Origin of the sequence: Lutibacter sp. (assembly GCF_013041805.1) — a bacterium.
In the GTDB taxonomy this organism is placed as follows: Bacteria; Bacteroidota; Bacteroidia; order Flavobacteriales; family Flavobacteriaceae; genus Lutibacter.
Map to the genome: position 1 here is coordinate 63,206 of NZ_JABDRI010000019.1, position 22,283 is coordinate 85,488.

Genomic DNA, 22,283 nt, shown 5'->3' on the forward strand with positions numbered 1-22,283 from the left:
TTCTGTAGCTTTTATTGAAAATTTTTGTTCAGATATACGCTGTCTTCTTTTGCTTTTAAGAAATCTGTATTATTTAATCCTGTAAATTTCCATTCTTCTCTATCATTTTTAGATATTTTATGATAATATGCTTCCAATATATCTGCAAATTGATCAAATGATAGTTTGTTATAATCCTCTACAATTCGCAATGCATCTATTAAGTTATTCATTTTTTATTTCTTTTAAATTATTACTTTTATGTATTAGCATAATTGCTTTTTCAAAAGTAAAAACTAAAATTAGTGAATAATCTAATATTCGATGAAGTGCAGAAAAATATAGACTGATGGTAGTTTTAGTTCCATAAAATATGAAACATAAATTTATATTTGAATACTTAATGTGGGAAATAAAAAACCTAGAACTGATAAGGTTGGAGGATCTATTTTAGAGATAGTAGAAAAAGTGTTAACAGTTTTATTGAAATTTTGAAGGAATTTTCAATATTTGATTTTTAAAATAAAAAACCTTCAACGAATAAAGTTGAAGGTTTTACTTAGTACAGAAGACGGGACTTGAACCCGTACGGGCCTTACAGCCCACTGGATTTTAAGTCCAGCGTGTCTACCAATTCCACCACTTCTGCATTGGTATTATAAATGTAGAGCGAAAGACGGGATTTGAACCCGCGACCCCCACCTTGGCAAGGTGATGCTCTACCCCTGAGCTACTTTCGCAGTCATATTTTTTATAGAACGTGCATTCAATGTTCTCAAATGCGAGTGCAAATTTAAAATAATTAAACTAATTGCAAAGCCTTTTTTAAAAATAATTTAAATTATTTTTTTAATCATATGAAGGATAAGGTTGTAATTCTCTAAGAATAAAATATATTTGCAGTGTTTATTATAAAATTTAATGCAATTAACTTCAGATTCAAATTCGATTAAGGTAAGTTTATCATCAATTTTTGGTGATTTTAAGCAGCTAACGAAGGTTGGCTTATCGTTAAGTGTTGTGTTTTCGTCACTAGCAGGATATTTATTGGCTGTTGATAAAATAAATGTATTAACATTAGCGATGTTAGCCGTTGGAGGTTATTTAATGGTTGGTGCTTCAAATGCATTCAATCAAATTATTGAAAAAGATACCGATGCTTTAATGAAGCGAACTATGAATAGACCTTTACCAACGGGTAGAATGCATGTTTCTATGGCTTTGGTAATTGCAATTTCATTTACAATTTTAGGATTAGCAATTTTATATTCTATTAATCCTAAAAGCGCACTATTTGGAGCAATTTCAATATTTTTATATACAAGTATCTATACTCCATTAAAGTCGGTAACACCATTATCGGTTTTCGTTGGCGCTATACCCGGAGCTATTCCTTTTATGTTAGGTTGGGTGGCAGCAACTGATGATTTCTCTATTGAGCCAGGAATGCTATTTTTAATTCAGTTCTTTTGGCAATTTCCTCATTTTTGGGCAATCGCTTGGTTGCAATATGATGAATATAAAAAAGCAGGTTTTAATCTAATGCCAACGGGGCAAAAAAATAAGAAAGCAGTCATACAAATTATTATATACACAGTTTGTTTGATTGTGGTTTCAATTATACCAGTGTTAAAAATGACAGGAAGTTTTTATATTTTCCCGTTTACAGCGTTTATTTTGGTGCTTTTAGGAAGTGTAATGTTGTTTTACGGAGTAAAATTATATAAAAATCAAACAAATAAAGAAGCAAGACAATTAATGTTGTCAAGTGTTTTATATATTACATTAATACAAATAATTTACGTTGTAGATAAATTTTTACATTAAATGGAGAACACATTAAAACAAGAATTAAAACAAGCTAAAAGAAAATCAGCAAAACCAATGTTATGGGTTTCAATGATTAGTATGACCATGATGTTTGCAGGTTTAACAAGTGCTTATGTTGTAAGTAGAAAACGAGATGATTGGGTTTCGTTCGATTTACCGGATGCATTTTTTACCAGTACAATTTTAATAGTAATGAGTAGCATTACTTTTATGTTGGCTAAATTTTTTATTAAAAAGGATAATAGAAAGTTAACAACCTTATTTTTAGTGTCAACTTTAATATTAGGCGTGGGATTTGTTTATTTTCAGTTTAGTGGATTTAATGAGTTATACAATTCTGGATTGTTTTTTGCTGGTGCTCAAAGTACCGTAAAATCTTCATTTATTTATGGAATTACATTAGCCCATTTGGTGCATATTGCAGCCGGAATCATTGTGTTACTTATTGTATTTTATAATCATTTAACAAAAAAATATTCTTCAAAGAATTTATTAGGATTAGAACTAGGTGCAATTTTTTGGCATTTTGTTGATATTCTTTGGATTTACCTATTTTTATTTTTCTATTTTATTAGATAAAAAAAATATGTACTTTTGGCAAAACTAAAACTAAAAATCAAAACAAAACTTTATGGAAGCAACTATTGCTACTAACACCAATGATAATAATTGGGGTGGAGGAAATCAAAAACCATTAGGTGCAAGTTATGGTAAAATGATGATGTGGTTTTTCATTTTATCGGATGCATTAACTTTTTCAGGTTTTTTAGGAGCATACGGATTAATGCGTTTTAAATTTATAGACTCCTGGCCAATTGCCGATGAGGTGTTTACTCACTTCCCTTTTTTACATGACGTACATGCTCCAATGTATTATGTAGCGTTAATGACCTTTATTTTAATATTTTCATCAGTAACAATGGTATTAGCCGTTGATGCTGGGCATCAAATGAATAAAGCGAAAGTAACTTTTTACATGTTTTTAACAATTATTGGTGGTGCTATTTTCTTAGGGTCTCAAGCTTGGGAATGGAAAAATTTTATACATGGTTCTTATGGAGCAATTAAGCTAAATGATGGTAAAATTATTCAGTTTGTTGATGCCGAAGGTCATCAAGTTACTTTAGAGAGTTTTGCAAAAGAGATTCCTTCTGAAAGAACACAGCACATAAAAAGTAAAGGAGTTTGGTTTGTTGAAGAAGCAGCATTGCCTGCAATAACAGTGAATGAAGTAATTGAAGGTTTTAAAGAACACCCTGAATTAACCATTAGAACAGAGCAACTTAATACAGAGTTAAAGAAAAAAACAATTATCCCAAGGGATAAGGCAATGGATTACTTAAATGAAAGTAATAAAGTTGTAATGGGAGCAAATCTTAAAGAGAATGAATATGGTAAAACCTTGTTTGCAGATTTCTTTTTCTTTATTACTGGATTTCATGGGTTCCATGTTTTGTCTGGAGTTGTCATCAATATTATCATATTTTTCAATGTAATTATTGGAACTTATGAACGTAGAGGTCATTATGAAATGGTTGAAAAAGTTGGACTGTATTGGCACTTTGTAGATCTAGTTTGGGTATTTGTATTTACATTCTTCTACTTGGTTTAATAAAAAATAGATTTTAAAATGGCACACGCACAAGAACATACATCACACACAAAATTAATTTGGAAAGTATTTGGAATACTATCATTGATAACTATTGTTGAAGTAATTTTGGGAATTATAAAACCTGATTCTTTACATTTAACACATATACTAGGAACGAGTATTTTAAATATTATATTCCTGTTGTTAACATTATTAAAGGCATATTATATTACTTGGTTTTTTATGCATATGGCAGATGAAAAAAAGAATTTAAGGAGAGCAGTTGTTTGGACAGCATTTTTCTTAATCGCATATTTATCTACCTTATTATTGCTTGAAGGAAGTTATATACATGATGTTTTAGGACCATTAACAAAATGGAACTATTAAAAAAACAAATTATTTAGATTAAAAAGGTGGTTTTAAACCACCTTTTTTTATTTTTGTAAAAAACAAAGTATGAAGAAATTTTGGGTACTTTTTAGTTTATTTATTCTACCATTAGTCTTTTATATTTTCTTGTCAAAAGGAATTTATAAATATTCTAATTTGCCAATTTTGACAGAGAACGTAATTGATATTAAAGAAATTTCATCAGATAACAGTTGCTCATTTGCTGATAAACTTTCAATAGTTTGTTTCTTAGGGAATGATTTGAATGAAGCCAAAGCAAGTTTATTCAATTTGAATCAAACTATTTACAAGCGCTATTATTTAAAGCCTTTATTTCAAATGATTGCTGTGATACCAGAAGGAAAGGAAGTTGAATACCAAAAAGTAATTAGTGAACTTTCAGCATTTACCGATATAAAGAACTGGCATTTTGTTTATTCAAATTCTGAGAATATTCAAACACTCTTTAATAGTTTCGAGACGCCTTTTTCGTTGAATACAAATTTATATTCAGAGAATGCTTATATAATTGATATGGAGCTTCGTTTGCGTGGAAGAAAAGATGATGAAGATACCGAAGGCGGAAAGCTTTATGGCTATAATATGACATCAGTAGCTACTTTGAAAGATAAATTAAAAGATGATATTAATATAATTTATTATCAGCTAAAAAAGTCTAGAGAAAAACAAGAACGTAGGAAAAGAAAAATTTAGATACCATGAAAAAATATTCATACATAGGTGTAGCATTTATCATTTTAATATTTGGTATTTACGCAATTCCTAAAATTGTAGATAAATTTACAACACCTAAATTAGTTACGATTGCTAAAGTTCCTTCTTTTGAATTTACCAATCAAGATGGGAAATTAATTTCAAATTCATTTTATGAGAATAAGGTGTATGTGGTAGAGTTTTTCTTTACAACGTGCCCAACTATTTGTCCGAAAATGAATGCGAATATGGTAAAAATTCAAAATGAATTTTATGCCTTTCAAGATTTTGGGATTGTCTCATTTAGTATCAATCCAAAACACGATACACCGGAAATTTTAAAGCAATATGCTAAAGACCACGGAGCTACTTTAAAAAACTGGAATTTTTTAACAGGGAAGCAAGATGATATTTATGAATTGGCAAATAACGGATTTACCTTATATGCCGGTGAAAATAGTGAAGCTGAAGGAGGTTTTGAACATTCAGGTATGTTTGCCTTAATTGATAAAGAAGGAAATATTAGATCTAGATTAGATGACTTAGGAAATCCAGTGGCATTTTATGATGGTTTAGACCCAAAAGGAGTTGAAATGATTAAAGAAGATATTGCAATTTTATTAAAAGAATAAGAATGAAATCAGACGTTACAAAATTTAATAAGTGGATTGTTATTTTATCTATTGCAATTCCTTTAGTAGTTGCAATTTTATTTGGAGTAAAAATTGATGTACAATTGCCTGTGTTTTTACCACCCATTTATGCAACTACAAATGCAATAACCTCTCTACTTTTAATAGTAGCTGTATGGGCTGTTAAGAATAAAAAAATAAATCTTCATGAGAATTTAATGAAAACTGCTATTGCATTCTCTGTACTTTTTTTAGTGTTATATGTAGCTTATCATATGACTTCAGAATCAACTAAATTTGGAGGTGAAGGGATGTTAAAAACAGTATACTTTGTAATATTAATATCTCATATTTTTTTATCAATTGCAGTTATTCCATTTGTGTTAATTACCTATGTAAGAGCAATTACAAACAATATAGAGCTACATAAAAAAATAGCAAAAATTACATTTCCGTTATGGTTATATGTTGCTATAAGTGGAGTAGTAGTGTACTTAATGATTTCACCATATTATATACGATGAGAAAAACTGCACTAATACTGTTAATATTTGTTGCTCAAGTTTCCAATGCGCAATGTGCAATGTGTAAGGCGGTTGTGGAAAGCGGAGGTGAATCACAAGCTGAAGGATTAAACTCTGGAATTTTATATTTAATGATATTTCCTTACCTTTTAGTTGGAGCTTTATTTTACTTTATTATTAAAAATAGAAGAAAGATTAAAATTTAACATTTCTATAAGAGACTAAGAGTGTAACAAATAATAATTTTAGTCGTCATATAACAAAATCAGCTTAACGTTAAACTCAATTTTATATAATGAGAACAAAATTTATTACAATTTTGGCATTTGTATTTTTTATATCTGTAAATGCACAAGATAAAAAATGGACACTTCAAGAATGTGTTGCTTATGCCTTAGATAATAATATTACCATAAAGCAAAATAAATTAAACATAGAAATAAGCCAAGAGAATGTAAATAGTTCTAGGGGTAATTTTTTACCAAATTTAAATGCTTCTTCAAGTGGTAGTTTAAATTTTGGATCTGGATTTGACCCAGTTTCTCAAAATAGAATATCCACAAGTATTTATGGAGGTTCTTTTGGGATTAATTCTGGAATGACAGTATTTAATGGTTACAGAAATTTAAATACATATAAGCAAGCTAAGTTAGGAGTGGAAGGAAGTAAATTAGATTTACAAAAAATTCAAGATGACATTTCATTATTTGTAGTAAACACGTATTTAAATGTGTTATTTGCGAAAGAAAATTTAAATGTAGCTAAGGTACAATTTGAAATTAGCACAAACCAAATTGAAAATGCAAAAGCTAGAGTAGAAGCTGGAGTTGCACCAAGAGGCGAGTTATTGAATGCACAATCAGCTGCAGCTGCGGATGAGCAGTCAGTAATTTCATTTGAAAATACATTAAATTTAGCCTTATTAGATTTAGCCCAATTATTACAAATTGAACCTGTTGGTTTTGATGTTGTAGTTATGGATGTAGAATCTCCATCTGTTGCTCTGTTATATAAAAATCCAAACGAAGTTTATGAAAAAGCCTTATCAAACAGACCAGAAATAAAAAGCGCAGAATTAGATATTGAATCTGCTGATTTATCAGTAGCAATAGCTAAGGCATCTTTTATGCCTTCAGTTTCAGTTGGTGCTAACGTTGGTACTGGATATGGTTTTAATTTGAAAAATAATTCACATATACCTTTCTTTACACAATTAGATGATAATTTAGGTTATGGATTAAGTTTTAATTTGAATATTCCTATCTTTAATAGAAATCAAACTAGGTCTAATGTAAATAGACAACTAGTGAATTATGAAATTTCTAAATTAGGTTTAGATAATCAAAAATTACAACTACGTCAAACCATACAACAAGCTTTTTATGATGCAAAAGCAGCAGCTAAAAACTTTGAGTCTGCTGAAAAATCTTTAGTTGCTCAAAAAGAAGCGTTTAAAAATGCTCAGGAAAGCTATAATTTAGGAGCTATGACACAGTTTGACTTTGATCAAGTTCGAAATCGATTTGTAAATGCTGAAGGAGCAATAATTAGAGCTAAATACGATTATGTGTTTAAAACTAAAGTGTTGAAATTCTATTATGGTGAGGCAATTTCATTAAATTAGCCAATTCAATAAAAAGTTAAATGAAAGCATCCAATTTTTACATTGGATGTTTTTGTTTTAAAGATATTGAATTAAGTATATTTGCCTCTCAAAATTATATACTGTTTGACCTATATATTAAACATAGAGACTGCGACAAAAAACTGCTCAGTTAGTTTAGCAAAAGATGGTAAAACCATTTTTTTAAAGGAACTTAATAGTGGCGGTTATTCTCATGCCGAGAAATTACATGAATTTATATTGGAGGTTGTTAAAAACTCAGGTATTGAATTATCTCAAATAAAAGCTGTTGCTGTGAGCAAAGGTCCAGGATCATACACAGGTTTAAGAATTGGAGTTTCGGCCGCAAAAGGCTTATGCTTTGCGTTAGATATTCCATTAATCTCTATAAATACGTTGAAGTCTTTAGCGTTGTCAATTTCAGTTATGAATGGAGTTATAGTTCCATTGCTAGATGCAAGAAGAATGGAAGTATATAGTAGTGTTTTTAATATGAAAAATGAAGAGCTAAGAGCGGTGAAGGCAGAAATAATTTCTTCAGAATCTTTTAATGAGTATTTAGAGGAAGGAATTGTGCACTTAGTGGGCGATGGAGTTGAAAAGTGTAAGACAATTATTACCCATAAAAATGTAATTTTTGTTGATGGTAAATTTCCATCAGCAAATGAAATGTCTAGTCTATCATTTGAAAAGTTCAAAATAAACGATTTTGAAGATGTCGCTTATTTTGAACCTTTTTATTTAAAAGATTTTGTAGCTATAAAATCTAAAAAGTAAATTACTTTTTTATGTGAACCTGATGTGGGTATGGTATTTCAATACAAGCCTTATCTAATGCTAATTTCCCTTCTTCTATAATACTAAAGTAAACACCCCAATAATTCTCTGGAGTTGCCCAAGGTCTTACAGCAAAGTTAACAGAGCTATCAGCTAATTCTGATACATTTACACTTGGAGCTGGATCTTTTAACACATTTTTGTTAGCAAGCATGACATTCATTAACACCTCTTTTGTTTTCTTAATATCTTCATTATAACCTACTCCAAAAGTTAAATCTACCCTCAATTTTCCTTCTTCAGTATAATTTTTAATATTACCATTAGATAAGGTTCCATTTGGAATAATAACGAGCTTATTTCCTGGAGAAATTATTTTTGTAACAAAAATTTGAATTTCTTTCACAACTCCAATTTCACCTTGAGCTTCAATTAGATCTCCAATTTTAAAAGGTTTAAAAATCATAATTAGTGCCCCTCCAGCAAAATTTGCTAGTGAACCTTGCAGTGCTAATCCAATAGCTAATCCTGCAGCTCCTAAAATTGCAATAAATGAGGTTGTTTCAATTCCAAGTTGCGCAATTGCAGTTATAAAAACTAATATTTTTAGTGCCCAACCTAATAAATCTCCTAAAAAATTTTGAAGTGTTAGGTCCACACCTCGTTTTTCCATAATTTTTCTAGTAAGTTTTACTAATTTTTTAATAAGCCATAATCCAATTATTAAAATAAGAATTGCAACTATTACTTTTGAAGCATTCATTTTAATAAAACTTAAAATTAAATCTAAATATTTTTGATAATCCATTGTAATTTATTTTATGAATAATGTTAGTATAATTCCAACAATTGCTGGTATTCCTTGAATATAAAATAGTTTTATTTTTTTAGTTGTAATTGAACCAAATATTCCTGCAATAGCAACGCAAGTTAAAAAGAAGGATGCTAATTCAAAAGAAAATGACTTATTTAAAATTGCCCAAATTAGTCCTGCAGCTAAAAAACCATTATACAATCCTTGATTTTGGGCCAAAATTTTAGATGCTTTAGCTTCTTCAAGTTTTAATCCAAAGGCTTTTAAACCTTTTGGTTTATCCCAATAAACCATCTCTAAAATCATAAAATAGATATGCTCAGAGGCAACGAAAGCCAAAATGAAAATTTGAAGGTTTTTCATAATTTTATTTTTAGTTGGTTTAAGGCTTTGTCCGTTTCAGTTACAGGAAGTTGGCACGCGCCATCTACACAAATATAAATGAGAGTTTCAGTTTCATTATATCTTCCTTGCATGAGCGGAAGGTTACTTTTTTTAGTGCTCCCGGCAATTAATTTATTTGGAATGTAGTTTTTATTAATTTCAATTAATTTATTTTTGACATCCTTACCTGAAATGGCGATTTCATAAAAATCACCAGAAAAATCTGCCATTAATTGCAGCCAATTTGAATGTCCAGAGCCATATTTTAGTGCTCTATCTTTCATGTTTATAAGCATTTGTTTACTTACTTTTAAATAATAACTATTGGAAAAGTAATGACTTAATTTGAATAAGTTTTTAGCCATTATTGAATTTGAAGCAGGAATTACGTTGTCTTCAACTTCCATTTTACGTGTAATTAAATTTGGATCTTCATTTGACGTAAAATAAAACATAACTCTATCAACATCATAAAAATGGTCAAAAGTGTAATCAGTTAATTGCTTGGCTGTTTGTAACCATAATTCATTAAAAGTGGCTTCATATAATGCAATATAAGCATCAATTACGGTGGCATAATCTTCTAAATATCCGTTAATAGTACTTTTACCATTTTTGTAATTGTGATTTAGGTTTCCGTTTTCTTGTAGTTGCTTCGTATAAATAAACGTAGCATTTTTAATTGCAATATCTAAAAAGTGTTGTTCGTTAAAAACTTTATAAGCATCAATATATCCTTTTAACATTAATGCATTCCAAGAAGTTAAAGATTTGTCATCTAAGCGAGGCGTATCTTTTTTATTACGTTCTTTTAATAGTGTTTCTTGCCAAGTAGTTACTTTTTCCTCTAATTCAGAAATGGTGATTTGATGCTTTTTTACAATTTCATTTGTATTATCTTTTCGAATTAACACATAGTTGTTATGTTCCCAAAAACCGTAATAATTTACGTTGTAATACTCTGAAAATAGCTCAAAGTCTTCACCTAAAATTTCGTTTAATTCAGATTTTGTCCAAACATAATAAGCACCTTCTTCTAATTTTCCTTTTGCATTAATACTATCTGCGTCTAGTGAAGAATAAAAGGTACCTTCATTGTTTGTTTGCTCTCTCTCAATAAATTCTAATGTTTGATAAACAGTATTTTTATACAATTCATTTTTAGTTGTTTGATAAGCTTCAGAAAATAAACTTACCAATTGACCATTATCGTACAGCATTTTTTCAAAATGCGGCACATGCCATTTATTATCAACTGAATAGCGTGCAAAACCTCCTCCAATTTGGTCGTAAATACCACCTAATGCCATATTAGTAAGTGATGTATTTACATAGTTTAAAATTTCGCTATCTTCAGTTTGAATAGCATATCGAAGTAAAAATTGATAGTTATTAGGCATGGGAAATTTTGGAGCTCCTTTTCTTCCACCCAAATCAAAATCCATATGTTGTTTCCACTCATTTACAGCTGATTTTAAATCAGTTACGCTAAAATCTATTTGATTATTATTCTTAGGAATTAAATCTGAATTTTTAACTCCTTCTGTTAAATTTACAGCATATTCAATTGCTTTTTCAGGTGTGTCTTTATATAAGTTTGAAAGTTGATTCAATGCGTTTATCCAGTTTTCTTTAGGGAAATAAGTACCACCCCAAATTGGTCTTCCATCAGGTAAAGTCACACAATTTAGTGGCCAGCCACCTCTTCCGGTAATTAATTGCACTGCATTCATATACACTTGATCAATATCCGGCCGCTCTTCTCTATCAACTTTTATATTGATAAAATTTTCATTCATAACTAGTGCAACTTCTTCATCTTCAAAACATTCGTGTTCCATTACATGGCACCAATGGCATGAAGAATATCCTATAGAGACAAGAATTAATTTATTTTCTCTTTTTGCAAGTTCCAAAGTTTCATTGTTCCAAGCATACCAGTTAACTGGATTGTGTGCGTGTTGCAATAAATAGGGGCTAGTTTCATTAATTAAGTTATTTGTATAAGTATGTTTTTTCATTTTTTTAGTTTTTTCATTTGAGCAGTTTACAAATATAATTAAGATACTTAAGAGCAGAAAATATCGTATTAGAAATTAGACTTTGTGAATTAAAAAAAGCGCCTTTAAAAAGCGCTTTAAACATGATTTAGTTGCTAAATTATTTTACTTCAAACGTAATTTTAGCATTTACCCTAAACTCTTCAATGTTTCCATTATTCACCACAACACTTTGTGACTGCACAAATGCTGATCTAATATGATTGATACTTTTTGAAGCATGAGCAACTGCTTTTCTTGTTGCGTCTTCCCAACTTTTGTCAGAGCTCGCCATTACTTCTATTACTTTCATTACTGCCATTATATTTGGTTTTAAGTTAATAAAACCTAAATATACAAAATAAAAGGGCCTTTTTAGGATTCTCATAGTTTATAAAAATCTACTATTATATAAGAAATTGTTTGCTCAATGATTTAGTATAAAAAAAGCTAAGCAATATATGCTTAGCTTTTTATTATAAAATGTGTGTATTATTTCCTTTTAGCTTAATACATTTTTAATTCTTTTGATAGCTTCTCGTAATTGAGCCTCAGATGCCGCATAGGATATTCTAATACAATTAGGAGCTCCAAAAGCTTCACCAGAAACAGTTGCTATGTTAGCTTCATTTAATAAAAACATAGAAAAATCTGACGCAGTATTTATTTTGAAACCATTAATTTCTTTTCCGAAAAAAGCTGAAATATTTGGAAATACATAGAATGCACCACCGGGAATATTTAATTCAAATCCTTCAATTTCACCTAATAATTCTAAAACCATATTTCTACGATTTTTGAATTCATCAACCATATATTGTATTTTCGAAACAGGGGCTTCTAATGCTGCTATAGTAGCTCTTTGAGCTATGCAATTTGCTCCAGAAGTAATTTGCCCTTGCATTTTGGTGCAAGCTTTAGCAATCCATTCAGGCGCCCCAATATATCCAATTCTCCAGCCTGTCATAGCAAATGCTTTCGCCACACCGTTTATTGTTATTGTTCGGTTGTACATAGAAGCTATTTTCGCAAAGCTAAAAATAGTTTCACCATAATTTATATGTTCATAAATCTCATCTGAAATTACATATATATTTGGATGTTTTTCTAAAACTTCAGCTAATGCTCTATACTCTTTTTCAGAATATACGGTACCACTAGGATTATTAGGAGAATTAAAGAAAATTAATTTTGTTTTAGGGGTGATAGCCTCCTCTAATTGTTGAGGTGTAATTTTAAAATTTGTTTCAATTGTTGAAGGAATTTCTTTATAAGTAGCTTCTGCCAATGTGGCAATTGCCGAATAACTCACCCAATAAGGAGCCGGTAACAATACTTCATCACCTGGATTTAATAACACCATAGCAACATTTGCAATAGACTGTTTTGCACCTGTAGAAACAACTACCTGATTTGGTTTATAATCCAAATTGTTATCGCGTTTAAATTTAGCACAAATAGCTTGTTTTAAATCTAGATATCCATCAACAGGGCTGTATGAATTATAATTATCATCAATTGCTTGTTTAGCCGCTTCTTTAATAAATTCTGGAGTATTAAAGTCAGGTTCTCCTAAGCTTAAACTAATAATATCTTTTCCTTCAGCTCTTAATTCTCGTGCTTTAGCTGCCATGGCTAAAGTTTCTGAAATTGGTAAACTGTTTATTCTGTTTGAAAGTTGATCAGTCATAAAAAGTGTTATACGTAAGAAGGCTTATTGCCTAAGGTTTTTAGTTGATTAAAATGCTCTATAAAAGCTTTTTTAAACGTTTTATATTCGTTGTATGGTAAATTAAATTCTAAAGCAGTGTCTTTCACAATTTTTGCTAATTTCCCATAGTGAACATGAGAGATATGAGGAAAAATATGATGTTCTACTTGATGATTTAAACCACCTGTATACCAAGAAATAAACTTGTTTCTTGGAGCAAAATTTGAAGTTGTAAATAATTGATGTACTGCCCATGTATGCTTTAAATTACCTTCTTTATCCGGTAATGGCATTTCTGTATTTGGAACTACGTGTGCTAATTGAAAAACAACACTTAATATCATACCAGCAGTATAATGCATCACAAAAAAGCCTAATAATACTTTCCACCAAGCTATATCTAAAATTAAAAGTGGTAAAGCAATCCATAAGAAATAGTAAATTATTTTAGTTACTATTAGAACTGTCCATTCAGTAGTTGGATTAGGAAACTTACCATACGAAAGTTTACGCTTTAAATAGGTATGCATTTGTTTAAAATCGGTTGTAATAGCCCAGTTTATGGTTAATAATCCGTACAATAAGAATGAATAATATTTTTGAAATTTATGGATTTTGAACCATTTTGCGTGTTTAGAAAAACGAATAATTCTTCCGGCATCTATATCTTCATCATACCCTTGAATATTTGTAAAACTATGGTGTAGCACATTGTGTTGAACTTTCCAGTTATATACATTTCCTGCTAAAATGTAAATGCTACTTCCCATTAATTTATTTACCCATTTTTTACTAGAAAAGGATTCGTGGTTGCTGTCATGCATCACATTCATTCCAACTCCAGCCATTCCAATTCCTATTACAATGGTTAACAGAAGTAATGCCCATTGGGGCATTGAAACTGTTAGTATTAAAATTAAAGGCACTAAAAAAATAGAAAACATGATTATAGCTTTGGAATATAATTTCCAGTTACCGGTACGTTTAATTTTATTCTCTTTAAAATAAGTATTGACTCTTTTGTTCAGGGTTCTAAAAAATTTCGCGTTATCAACTCTTGAAAAATGTAGTGTCTTGTTGTTCATAATTTTGTTAATAGTTATGACAAATATACTACCAAAATTAGACCATTTGTATTCAATTGAAGAATTTTTCTAAAAAATATAACATTTTTTGTAAAGTTGTTAATTTAAATTTTGAAAGATTAATTTTGTAACCGCTAAAATATATACAATGGAAATCCTTTTAAACTATTTTTCTGATCTATCTGAAACGCAAATCAATCAATTTTCAAAATTGAAAGATTTATATATTGAATGGAATGCTCAAATAAATGTAATTTCCAGAAAAGATATTGATGAATTATACCTTAAACATGTTCTTCATTCTTTAGGTATTGCAAAAGTTCAAAATTTTAAACCTGGGACAAGAGTGCTAGATGTTGGTACAGGAGGCGGTTTTCCTGGAATTCCTTTAGCAATCTTATTTCCTGAAACTAATTTTTATTTAGTAGACTCTATTGGTAAAAAAATTAAAGTTGTGAATGAAATTACTAAAGTATTGGAATTAAATAATGTAAAAGCTGAGCATTTAAGAGCGGAAAATGTAAAAGGTGATTTTGATTTTATTGTGAGTAGAGCCGTTACAAAAATGGATGATTTTGTAAAATGGGTTCGAAAAAAAGTTGCAAAAAAGCAGCAGCACGCGTTAAAAAACGGAATTTTATATTTAAAAGGAGGTGATTTAACAGAAGAGTTGATAAATTTTCCGAAAGCCAAACAATTTAATTTATCAGATTATTTTACTGAAGAATTTTTTGAAACTAAAAAAGTGGTACATATTCCTCTAAAATTTAAACCTTAGTCTTTTTTGTTGAATCCCAACTTGTTAAACCTGCAGAAACAATAAACTTCATCATTTCACTTGAATTTACATCGAGTTTTTTAATGGCCGTTTTTGGCACAATAAATAATTCTCCTGAAAAATTATAAGAATGAGGAAAATAGACGGCAACTTTATCTATTTCATTCAAAATCTCCAAATTTTGCTCAGTTATAAAACCTAACTTTTCCAATTCAGAATTCCCGCTCATTTGAACTAAAACAGGCTTGTTGAATTTTTTTTCTTTCCCAACAAAAGCTGAAAATAAATCTTTAATAGCGGTATAAACAAAATTTAATAAAGGAATATTTTTAATAATATTTTGAAAAATAATTTTTAAGGGATCAGCAATAATTGTTTTCCCAATAAAACCTATAAAAATTAAGAAAATAACCAAAGTTAAAAAACCTAATCCTGGAATTTTTATTTCAAAAAATTGCTCTAAATATTTTTGTAAAAGTCCGTCCATAAACATAAATGCACTGTAAATTATATATGCAGTTATACTTAACGGAGCTAGGTATAAAATTCCTTGTAAAAAATAATTAATTAGTTTTTTCATAATAAATTAAATTAGTTTTGAAAATGAGTATTCATTATGTTCTCTATTCCAAACGAAATTCGGTTATTTCAAGGTCTATTGCAAATAATTGAGGATGTTATTTGGATATGACAAATGTCACTTATTAACTGTAAGTTTTAAGGTAATTTAGTATTTTATATATAGACGACATTATGAGTAAAGATAAAACGTGTTTAGTTTGTAAGAAATCATCAAATGAAACACCTGTAACGAAATTTTATTATCAAAAAAGTGAATTTTATATTTGTCCGCAACACATACCAGTTTTAATTCATAACCCTCAAGAATTAATTGGGTTGCTGCCAGACGCAGATAAACTAGAAAAAGGATAATAGAATATTTAAACATTAGTAAAAAAAAACTCGCCGAAAGGCGAGTTTTTTGATTGTAATAATAAGTGTTTATTCACCTAAAAAAGGATATCTATAATCTGTAGGAGTTACAAATGTTTCTTTAATAGTACGGTTGCTTACCCAGCGCAATAAATTCCATACAGAACCTGCTTTGTCATTAGTTCCTGAGCCTCTTGCACCTCCAAATGGTTGTTGTCCTACAACAGCACCAGTTGGTTTATCGTTAATATAGAAATTACCAGCAGCATTTTCTAGTTTATTAGTTGCAATGTCAATAACATAACGATCGCCGCTAAAAATAGCGCCTGTTAATGCAAATTCACTAGTATTGTCAACTACATCCAACATTTCTTCCCATTGTTCGTCTTCATAAACGTAAATAGTCATAATAGGACCAAATAACTCATTAACCATAGTTTTGTACTGAGGGTTTGTAGTTACAATTATTGTAGGTTCTATAAAGTATCCAACAGAATCGTCGTAACCACCACCAGCAATAATTTCAGCATCAGCATCTTGTTTTGCTTCTTCTATGTAGCCAGATAATTTTTTGAAAGCTCTATCGTCAATAACAGCATTTATAAAGTTTGAAGTATCTTCAGGACTTCCCATTTTAAAAGATTTTAAATCTTTTAAAACAAAATCTTTAATATCTCCCCATAAACTTTTTGGGATGTAACCACGAGAAGCAGCCGAACATTTTTGTCCTTGATATTCAAACGCTCCTCTAGAAATAGCAGTTGCAACTTCTAATGCATTCGCTGAAGGATGTGCCCAAATAAAGTCTTTTCCACCAGTTTCACCAACAATTCGTGGATACGATTTGTAATTGTTCATATTTTTACCAATCGTTTCCCAAAAACTATTGAATACTGGTGTAGATCCTGTAAAGTGAACACCAGAAAAGTCAGGGCTATTTAATAAAACATCTGTAATAGTTGCTGAATTACCAGTAACCATATTAATTACGCCATCAGGTAAACCAGCAGCTTTAAATAATTCCATAATTACTTGAGCTGAATACACTTGAGATCTTGCAGGTTTCCAAATAATCACATTTCCCATCATTGCAGGAGCTGCAGGTAAATTACCAGAAATTGCTGTAAAGTTAAAAGGTGTAATTGCATATACAAAACCTTCTAATGGACGATATTCCATACGGTTCCAAATACCTGGAGAAGATTCTGGTTGATTTGTATAAATTTCAGTCATAAACTCTACATTAAAACGTAAAAAGTCTATTAATTCGCAAGCAGCATCAATTTCAGCTTGCATTACGTTTTTAGATTGTGCAATCATTGTTGCAGCATTCATTTTATAACGAAAAGGTCCAGCTAATAAATCGGCAGCTTTTAAGAAAATTGCCGCTCTGTGCTCCCAGCTTGTTGCAGCCCATTTTACTCTAGCTTCAGCAGCTTTTTCAACTGCTAATTCAATATGTTCTTTTTCGGCAGTGTGATATTTTCCAACTACATGTTTATGGTCATGCGGAGGAGTAATATCTACAGTTTTTCCTGTTCGATATTCTTTTCCACCAATATAAAATGGAATATCAACTTGTTCGTTATACATCTTTTTATAAGTGTCTAACAAATCTTTTCTTTCTTGAGTGCCCGGCGCGTATGAATTTACGGGTTCATTTACTGCTTTCGGTACTTTGTAAAATCCTGTAGCCATTATATTATTTTTTAAAGGTTTTTCTATTTAAATTTGCGTTGCAAAGTTACAAAATAGGATTCACTTTTTTTGTATAAAACTAATACTCAATATTCAAATTTTAATAACATGTGTACTGTTACTTTTCTTCCTTTACCAAACAGTAATTTCATTTTAACCTCAAATAGAGACGAGCAGCCGTTGAGAGAAACTTTTGCTCCAAAAAAGTATGAAGAAAATGGAATAGAAATGTTATTTCCAAAGGATAAAATAGCAGGTGGCACATGGATTGGGGTTAGCTCAAAAAACAGATTAGTATGCGTGTTGAATGGTGCTTACAAAAAGCATACTAGAAAAGAAATTTATAAAAAAAGCAGAGGTATAATAGCTAAAGAAATACTCAAAACAAGCAATCTAAACAAGTATATTGACCATTTAGATTTGGAAGAAATTGAACCTTTTACAATGGTAATTGTTGATTGGAATGATGGTGTACTAAATTTATTTGAATTTATTTGGGATGAAACAGAAAAGTACTTTAATAAACTTAAAAACGAGCCCCAAATTTGGTCTTCATCAACATTGTACGTAGATGCTATAAAACAAACTAGAAAGAAATGGTTTCACAATTGGACCACAAATAACGAATTTACTTCATCAGCTATTTTAAATTTTCACCATTCAGAAATAGGAGATAAAGAACAATCTATTTTTATGAAACGTTCTTATGTTGAAACTGTAAGTATTACCTCTGTCAAAAAAGAAAATACAACTATTGAAATGAGGTATGAAGATACAATAAATGATAAAGTGGCCTGTGTTAAGTTTTAACCTATAAAGAAAAAAGATAATACTGAAACTAATACAAATCCAACTCCTGCTAAAAACATGTAATAGCTATTTAAAAGTAGGTATTTTATAATTGTTTTAGTCCTTCCTTGTTCGTAAAAACAGCGTAAAGCTTTATATAAATAAAATAAAAATAAGAGGATAAAAACCCAGGTTATCGATTCCATTTCAATAAAAATATTCATTAAATAAAAAATAATTAACAGTAAGAAAAATACAGTTTGAGTATGAAAAACAAATACCAAATGTTCCATATAACTGAAGTTTCTTCGAATATAAAGTAATGATAGAAACATTGTAAATACAGGCAAAAATACAAACAACGAAATAGAAATATAGGACGTTAATTTTTTGATATAGCTTTTGCCTCCGTCCGATTTAATTTGTTCTATATTTTTATAAATAGTAATAATTTGCTGGTAATAAAATGTATTCCAAAATGTTAGTGGATATCCTAACTCAGTTAATCCTTTTTCATTGGTTTTTGTTGGATGTTCTTTATAATAATTTTGAAAATCATTTAATTTATTTCCAATACTAATTTCATTAGGAGAATTAGTTGCAATGTGGTAAACATATGCCAAAGTATCATTTTTTTTAGTTTCTGTTTCAACAATTTTAAATACATCACCTAAATTTGTTATTAAATTTGTTGCAGTAGAATCTTTTGGGTTTGCTGTTTTAATTTCTTCTTTTACAGATGTTAGTACTGAATCTAGCTGCTTTGTCCCTTTTTTAGATATGGAATCTAAATTTTCAGTAGCCGTTATAATATCGTTTAAGGGTGCTTGATTTGGTTGAAATTTATTGGTGATACCTAATATTAAAAAAAAAATGATAGACACATTTAAGTACAGTTGAAATGGATTAACAAATCGCACACGTTTCCCTAAAATATAGTCTTTCGAGACTTTTCCAGGTTTTGTTAATAGTGGAATAAATGTATTCCAAAATCTAGAGTCATACGAGAAAAATCCTGAAAATATATTGCTGATAAAGTTACTAAAGCTTAGTTTTTTTATGGAGTTTTTTTGTCCGCAATACGAGCAAAAATTTTCAATACCATTTAAAGGCTGTCCACAATTCAAGCATTCTAAACCTTTAGTTTGGAGTGATTTATTTTGCTTAAATTTTATAAGGCTAAATTTCATTTTAGTTATGAACGTTAAAAACCATTAACTGAAATGTAGGAATAGTTACTTTAAATGTTTTAGTAGTTGCAAAGTTCACCATGGTATAATAACCACTCATGGCACCAATAGGTGAAGTTAAAAAACAGTTTGAGGAATAAGAGTGAATTTGTGATGGTTTTAATATTGGTTTTTTACCAATGACACCAGATCCTTCAACTATTTCAGTATTGTTTAATGAATCAAAAATTTTCCAATGACGCGCTAAAAGTTGAACGGTTTCATTGCTTTGATTTTCTATGCTAACTTGATAACTAAAAGCATAATAAAGCCTGTAATTTCGATAACTTGTGCCTTCGAAATTAGTGGTGACTGAAATTTTTATGCCATTTGTTACTTGTTGCACCATAGCATTTTATCGCTTGATTTTAACCCAAAGGTACTAAATTTTTGAATTATAGGATTAATTATTAATTTTTTCAGAATTACCAAAACCAACGCCAATAATTTGTGTATATCTACTTCCAAATTTATTGTAATAGACAATCACAGTATAATCATTTTCTGTTTGAAAGAAAGAACCATCAATATCGTGATTGTTTAAGTTTCCATTGTTATCTTTAATTAAATACTGGTAATTATAAAAACCTTGTTTTAATAATAGTGTTGCTTCATACAAATTAGTTTCAGCATTAAAATGTAGTTTATTTTCTTCGTTTAATTGCCAATTATTAAAATTACCGCTCACATATAGTTCTTTTCCCTCTAAATTTTCTTTCGTTTTTAACGAAAAATGAACCCAAGTGTAATCAGCATCTAAATAATCATTTATACCATTAATTGTTCTAATAATAAAATTTCCATTTACATCAGGGAATAAAGTATACGGAGCATTAATTCGTTCTTCATTTGTATATAAATAGGTATGATATAATTCTCTACCCAATTCTACATTTGCAATATTTAGTGTGGTACTTCTTATGTCTTTAGAGTCGAAATATAAAAACTCATTACCAGCCCAGTAACTTGTTTCTTTGTTGTATTTGTACAAAAGTTGTTCACCTCTATAAAATTGAGGTTTTAAACCGCTAATTGCAGTTTGCCAATTATTATTTTGAAGTAAAACAGGTTTAATTTCTTCTTTAGGATTATTAATTCTAAAATTTGGGTGATTAATACTAAACTCAACCGATTGTTTGGTGTTTATATAAGAAATATCTCTGCTTCTATAAACAGCAACTCCAACAGTTACTTTTGGTTCATAAACAATAAAATGACGCTTCAAAACAATTTCTGAATCTTCATTTAAAATAGATAAGATATAATTTCCTGAGATTTTAATTTTAGTATCTTGATTAGGAAAGGTTACTCTATAATTTGTGTAAGGTTGTAAGGTGTTAAATGAGTTTTCAAAATTTCTAATTCTATCTTCAGCATAGCCTTGAATAAACTCAGATTCTATTAAGTCTGAAACCTCCCAATCCATTGTGCAATGTTCAATTTTGTAGGTATAATTATGTTCATCAGCATTTAAATCATCAAAAGACAAGTTGATACTTTCACCAAGTTTTATAATTGGAGCATATGTATTTAAAGCTGCAGGTTTAAAAATAACCGACTTAATATAATTTGGTTCTGTAAAATTAGTTTGTGAGTAGCCTTGACTAATAGTAAAAAGAAAGCATAGAATTACAAAATAATTTTTTAAGTAAGTAAAATTCATATATTTAACAATTAACAAAATTTATACCAAAAGGCAGTGATAAAAGTAACAAAACTAAAATAGATTTGGGAGGAATGTTAATGTTACATAAAAACATGATAAAAATCACAAATCTTAACCTAGAAATTATTATTTTTGCTCCGTTTTTAAAGACTATTAAATAAACTATAAATATGTCACAAGACATTCGAATTAAAAAAGGTTTAGATATTAAGCTAAAAGGTAAAGCTGAAAAAATTACCGAAAATGCATTATCTAGTAGTATTATTACACTAAGACCTGAAGATTTCCACAGTATTATTCCTAAATTATCTGTAAAAGTTGGAGAAAAATTAAAAGCTGGAGACCCAGTTTTTTATAATAAGGCCAATGAAGAAATGAAATTTCCTTCACCTGTTAGTGGGGAAGTAAAAGATATTATACGTGGTGCAAAAAGAAAAATATTAGCAATTCAAATCGAAGCTGACGCGAAGCAACAATATGTTGATTATGGTACGAAAGATCCAAAATCAATGAAAGCTGATGAGGTTAAAAGTCATTTATTAGCATCAGGGTGTTGGCCATTTATTACGCAAAGACCTTATGATGTAATTGCAGACCCTTCAAAAACACCGAAAGGTATATTTATTTCTGCTTATGCAAGTGCTCCGTTGGCGCCTGATTACGATTATGTATTGGCTGGAAAAGAAAAAGAGTTGCAAGCTGCCGTTACTGCTTTAAGTAAACTAACTTCAGGAAAAGTACATGTTTCTGTTGGTGAAAATTCAAACTCACAATTTGAAGGTTTAGGTGATATTATATTGCATAAAGTTTCGGGGCCACATCCATCAGGAAATGTAGGTACGCTTATTGCTAAAATTGATCCTGTAAATAAAGGTGAAGTAGTTTGGACAATTACACCTCAGGACTTGGTGATTATGGGAGAGTTACTTTTAACTGGTAAATTTAATGCTGAACGTGTTATTGCTTTGGCTGGATCAGCAGTGTCAACACCTAAATATTACAAAACCATTATTGGAGCAAGTATAAAATCAATTGTTGAAGGGAAACTTTCAAATGATAATGCTAGAATTATTAGTGGTAATGTGTTAAC

26 protein-coding genes and 2 tRNA genes are annotated in these 22,283 nt (G+C 29.7%); 14 read left to right on the forward strand and 14 right to left on the reverse strand.

The genetic code is table 11. The features are described 5' to 3' along the window. Positions 1-11 precede the first annotated feature (11 nt). The 3 genes from HKP59_RS02675 to HKP59_RS02685 form a co-directional block, all read right to left on the reverse strand. On the reverse strand, positions 12-212 hold the full coding sequence (locus HKP59_RS02675; RefSeq protein WP_291803219.1) for a hypothetical protein: 201 nt from the start codon (positions 210-212) through the stop codon (positions 12-14). Positions 213-542: 330 nt separating this feature from the next. Beyond that, positions 543-628 (reverse strand) — tRNA-Leu (locus tag HKP59_RS02680). 19 nt (positions 629-647) lie between these two features. Continuing rightward, a tRNA-Gly gene (locus tag HKP59_RS02685) sits at positions 648-719 on the reverse strand. Between the two features lie 181 nt (positions 720-900). Here HKP59_RS02685 and cyoE point away from each other — a divergent pair. The 10 genes from cyoE (at position 901) to tsaB (ending at position 8,067) form a co-directional block, all read left to right on the forward strand. Beyond that, on the forward strand, positions 901-1,806 hold the full coding sequence (gene cyoE, locus HKP59_RS02690; protein WP_291803220.1) for a heme o synthase: 906 nt from the start codon (positions 901-903) through the stop codon (positions 1,804-1,806). After that, positions 1,807-2,388, forward strand: coding sequence for a cytochrome c oxidase subunit 3 (locus HKP59_RS02695; RefSeq protein ID WP_291803221.1), 582 nt, complete (start codon positions 1,807-1,809; stop codon positions 2,386-2,388). A gap of 52 nt (positions 2,389-2,440) precedes the next feature. Continuing rightward, a complete protein-coding gene (locus HKP59_RS02700) occupies positions 2,441-3,421 on the forward strand; it encodes a cytochrome c oxidase subunit 3 (RefSeq protein WP_291803222.1) in 981 nt (326 codons plus the stop codon). A gap of 18 nt (positions 3,422-3,439) precedes the next feature. Continuing rightward, positions 3,440-3,793, forward strand: coding sequence for a cytochrome C oxidase subunit IV family protein (locus HKP59_RS02705; protein ID WP_291803223.1), 354 nt, complete (start codon positions 3,440-3,442; stop codon positions 3,791-3,793). Positions 3,794-3,862: 69 nt separating this feature from the next. Then, complete coding sequence (locus HKP59_RS02710; protein WP_291803224.1) at positions 3,863-4,510, forward strand: hypothetical protein; 648 nt, start codon at positions 3,863-3,865, stop codon at positions 4,508-4,510. Between the two features lie 5 nt (positions 4,511-4,515). Beyond that, on the forward strand, positions 4,516-5,142 hold the full coding sequence (locus HKP59_RS02715) for an SCO family protein (RefSeq protein ID WP_291803225.1): 627 nt from the start codon (positions 4,516-4,518) through the stop codon (positions 5,140-5,142). Positions 5,143-5,144: 2 nt separating this feature from the next. Next, positions 5,145-5,666: a DUF420 domain-containing protein gene (locus tag HKP59_RS02720; protein ID WP_291803226.1), complete on the forward strand. Its 522-nt coding sequence runs from the start codon at positions 5,145-5,147 to the stop codon at positions 5,664-5,666. Further along, positions 5,663-5,872 carry a hypothetical protein gene (locus tag HKP59_RS02725; RefSeq protein WP_291803227.1) on the forward strand — a complete coding sequence of 70 codons (210 nt, stop codon included), beginning with the start codon at positions 5,663-5,665 and terminating at the stop codon, positions 5,870-5,872. The genes HKP59_RS02720 and HKP59_RS02725 overlap by 4 nt, the downstream gene beginning before the upstream one ends. A gap of 89 nt (positions 5,873-5,961) precedes the next feature. Further along, positions 5,962-7,290, forward strand: a complete 1,329-nt coding sequence (locus HKP59_RS02730) for a TolC family protein (RefSeq protein WP_291803228.1) — start codon at positions 5,962-5,964, stop codon at positions 7,288-7,290. Positions 7,291-7,395: 105 nt separating this feature from the next. Continuing rightward, the gene (tsaB, locus tag HKP59_RS02735) at positions 7,396-8,067 is read left to right on the forward strand and encodes a tRNA (adenosine(37)-N6)-threonylcarbamoyltransferase complex dimerization subunit type 1 TsaB (protein WP_291803229.1); all 672 of its coding nucleotides are present in this window, start codon (positions 7,396-7,398) and stop codon (positions 8,065-8,067) included. A 1-nt stretch (position 8,068) separates the two neighbouring features. Here tsaB and HKP59_RS02740 read toward each other — a convergent pair whose 3' ends face one another. The 6 genes from HKP59_RS02740 to HKP59_RS02765 all read right to left on the reverse strand — a co-directional run bounded on the left by HKP59_RS02740 (position 8,069) and on the right by HKP59_RS02765 (position 14,100). After that, the gene (locus tag HKP59_RS02740) at positions 8,069-8,875 is read right to left on the reverse strand and encodes a mechanosensitive ion channel domain-containing protein (protein ID WP_291803230.1); all 807 of its coding nucleotides are present in this window, start codon (positions 8,873-8,875) and stop codon (positions 8,069-8,071) included. 6 nt (positions 8,876-8,881) lie between these two features. Further along, complete coding sequence (locus HKP59_RS02745) at positions 8,882-9,244, reverse strand: DUF1304 domain-containing protein (RefSeq protein WP_291803231.1); 363 nt, start codon at positions 9,242-9,244, stop codon at positions 8,882-8,884. Continuing rightward, a complete protein-coding gene (locus HKP59_RS02750; RefSeq protein ID WP_291803232.1) occupies positions 9,241-11,286 on the reverse strand; it encodes a thioredoxin domain-containing protein in 2,046 nt (681 codons plus the stop codon). The genes HKP59_RS02745 and HKP59_RS02750 overlap by 4 nt, the downstream gene beginning before the upstream one ends. A 139-nt stretch (positions 11,287-11,425) precedes the next feature. Beyond that, complete coding sequence (locus tag HKP59_RS02755; RefSeq protein ID WP_291803233.1) at positions 11,426-11,626, reverse strand: dodecin family protein; 201 nt, start codon at positions 11,624-11,626, stop codon at positions 11,426-11,428. Between the two features lie 180 nt (positions 11,627-11,806). Beyond that, a complete protein-coding gene (locus HKP59_RS02760) occupies positions 11,807-12,994 on the reverse strand; it encodes a pyridoxal phosphate-dependent aminotransferase (protein WP_291803234.1) in 1,188 nt (395 codons plus the stop codon). 8 nt (positions 12,995-13,002) lie between these two features. Then, a complete protein-coding gene (locus HKP59_RS02765; protein WP_291803235.1) occupies positions 13,003-14,100 on the reverse strand; it encodes an acyl-CoA desaturase in 1,098 nt (365 codons plus the stop codon). 148 nt (positions 14,101-14,248) lie between these two features. On the opposite strand from HKP59_RS02765, the gene rsmG reads away from it, so the two are divergent. Next, complete coding sequence (rsmG, locus tag HKP59_RS02770; RefSeq protein ID WP_291803236.1) at positions 14,249-14,878, forward strand: 16S rRNA (guanine(527)-N(7))-methyltransferase RsmG; 630 nt, start codon at positions 14,249-14,251, stop codon at positions 14,876-14,878. On the opposite strand, the gene HKP59_RS02775 is transcribed toward rsmG, so the two are convergent. After that, a complete protein-coding gene (locus HKP59_RS02775; protein ID WP_291803237.1) occupies positions 14,868-15,458 on the reverse strand; it encodes a DUF502 domain-containing protein in 591 nt (196 codons plus the stop codon). The two genes, rsmG and HKP59_RS02775, sit on opposite strands and share 11 nt — an antisense overlap. A 173-nt stretch (positions 15,459-15,631) precedes the next feature. Here HKP59_RS02775 and HKP59_RS02780 point away from each other — a divergent pair, with 173 nt between their 5' ends. After that, complete coding sequence (locus HKP59_RS02780) at positions 15,632-15,811, forward strand: hypothetical protein (RefSeq protein WP_291803238.1); 180 nt, start codon at positions 15,632-15,634, stop codon at positions 15,809-15,811. A 69-nt stretch (positions 15,812-15,880) separates the two neighbouring features. On the opposite strand, the gene pruA is transcribed toward HKP59_RS02780, so the two are convergent. Next, on the reverse strand, positions 15,881-17,509 hold the full coding sequence (pruA, locus tag HKP59_RS02785; protein WP_291803240.1) for an L-glutamate gamma-semialdehyde dehydrogenase: 1,629 nt from the start codon (positions 17,507-17,509) through the stop codon (positions 15,881-15,883). Positions 17,510-17,617: 108 nt separating this feature from the next. Between pruA and HKP59_RS02790 the strand changes: the two genes are divergently transcribed. Continuing rightward, a complete protein-coding gene (locus HKP59_RS02790; RefSeq protein ID WP_291803242.1) occupies positions 17,618-18,319 on the forward strand; it encodes an NRDE family protein in 702 nt (233 codons plus the stop codon). Here HKP59_RS02790 and HKP59_RS02795 read toward each other — a convergent pair. The 3 genes from HKP59_RS02795 to HKP59_RS02805 are packed head-to-tail and all read right to left on the reverse strand — an operon-like array spanning position 18,316 to position 21,190. Further along, entirely contained in the window at positions 18,316-19,488 is a 1,173-nt protein-coding gene (locus tag HKP59_RS02795) for a DUF3667 domain-containing protein (protein WP_291803244.1), read from the reverse strand. The two genes, HKP59_RS02790 and HKP59_RS02795, sit on opposite strands and share 4 nt — an antisense overlap. Before the next feature lies 1 nt (position 19,489). After that, positions 19,490-19,876 carry a Co2+/Mg2+ efflux protein ApaG gene (apaG, locus tag HKP59_RS02800; protein ID WP_291803246.1) on the reverse strand — a complete coding sequence of 129 codons (387 nt, stop codon included), beginning with the start codon at positions 19,874-19,876 and terminating at the stop codon, positions 19,490-19,492. Between the two features lie 54 nt (positions 19,877-19,930). Next, on the reverse strand, positions 19,931-21,190 hold the full coding sequence (locus tag HKP59_RS02805; protein ID WP_291803247.1) for a type IX secretion system plug protein domain-containing protein: 1,260 nt from the start codon (positions 21,188-21,190) through the stop codon (positions 19,931-19,933). Positions 21,191-21,363: 173 nt separating this feature from the next. On the opposite strand from HKP59_RS02805, the gene HKP59_RS02810 reads away from it, so the two are divergent. Continuing rightward, positions 21,364-22,283: NADH:ubiquinone reductase (Na(+)-transporting) subunit A (locus tag HKP59_RS02810; protein ID WP_291803248.1), on the forward strand; the 920-nt coding region annotated here is incomplete at its 3' end.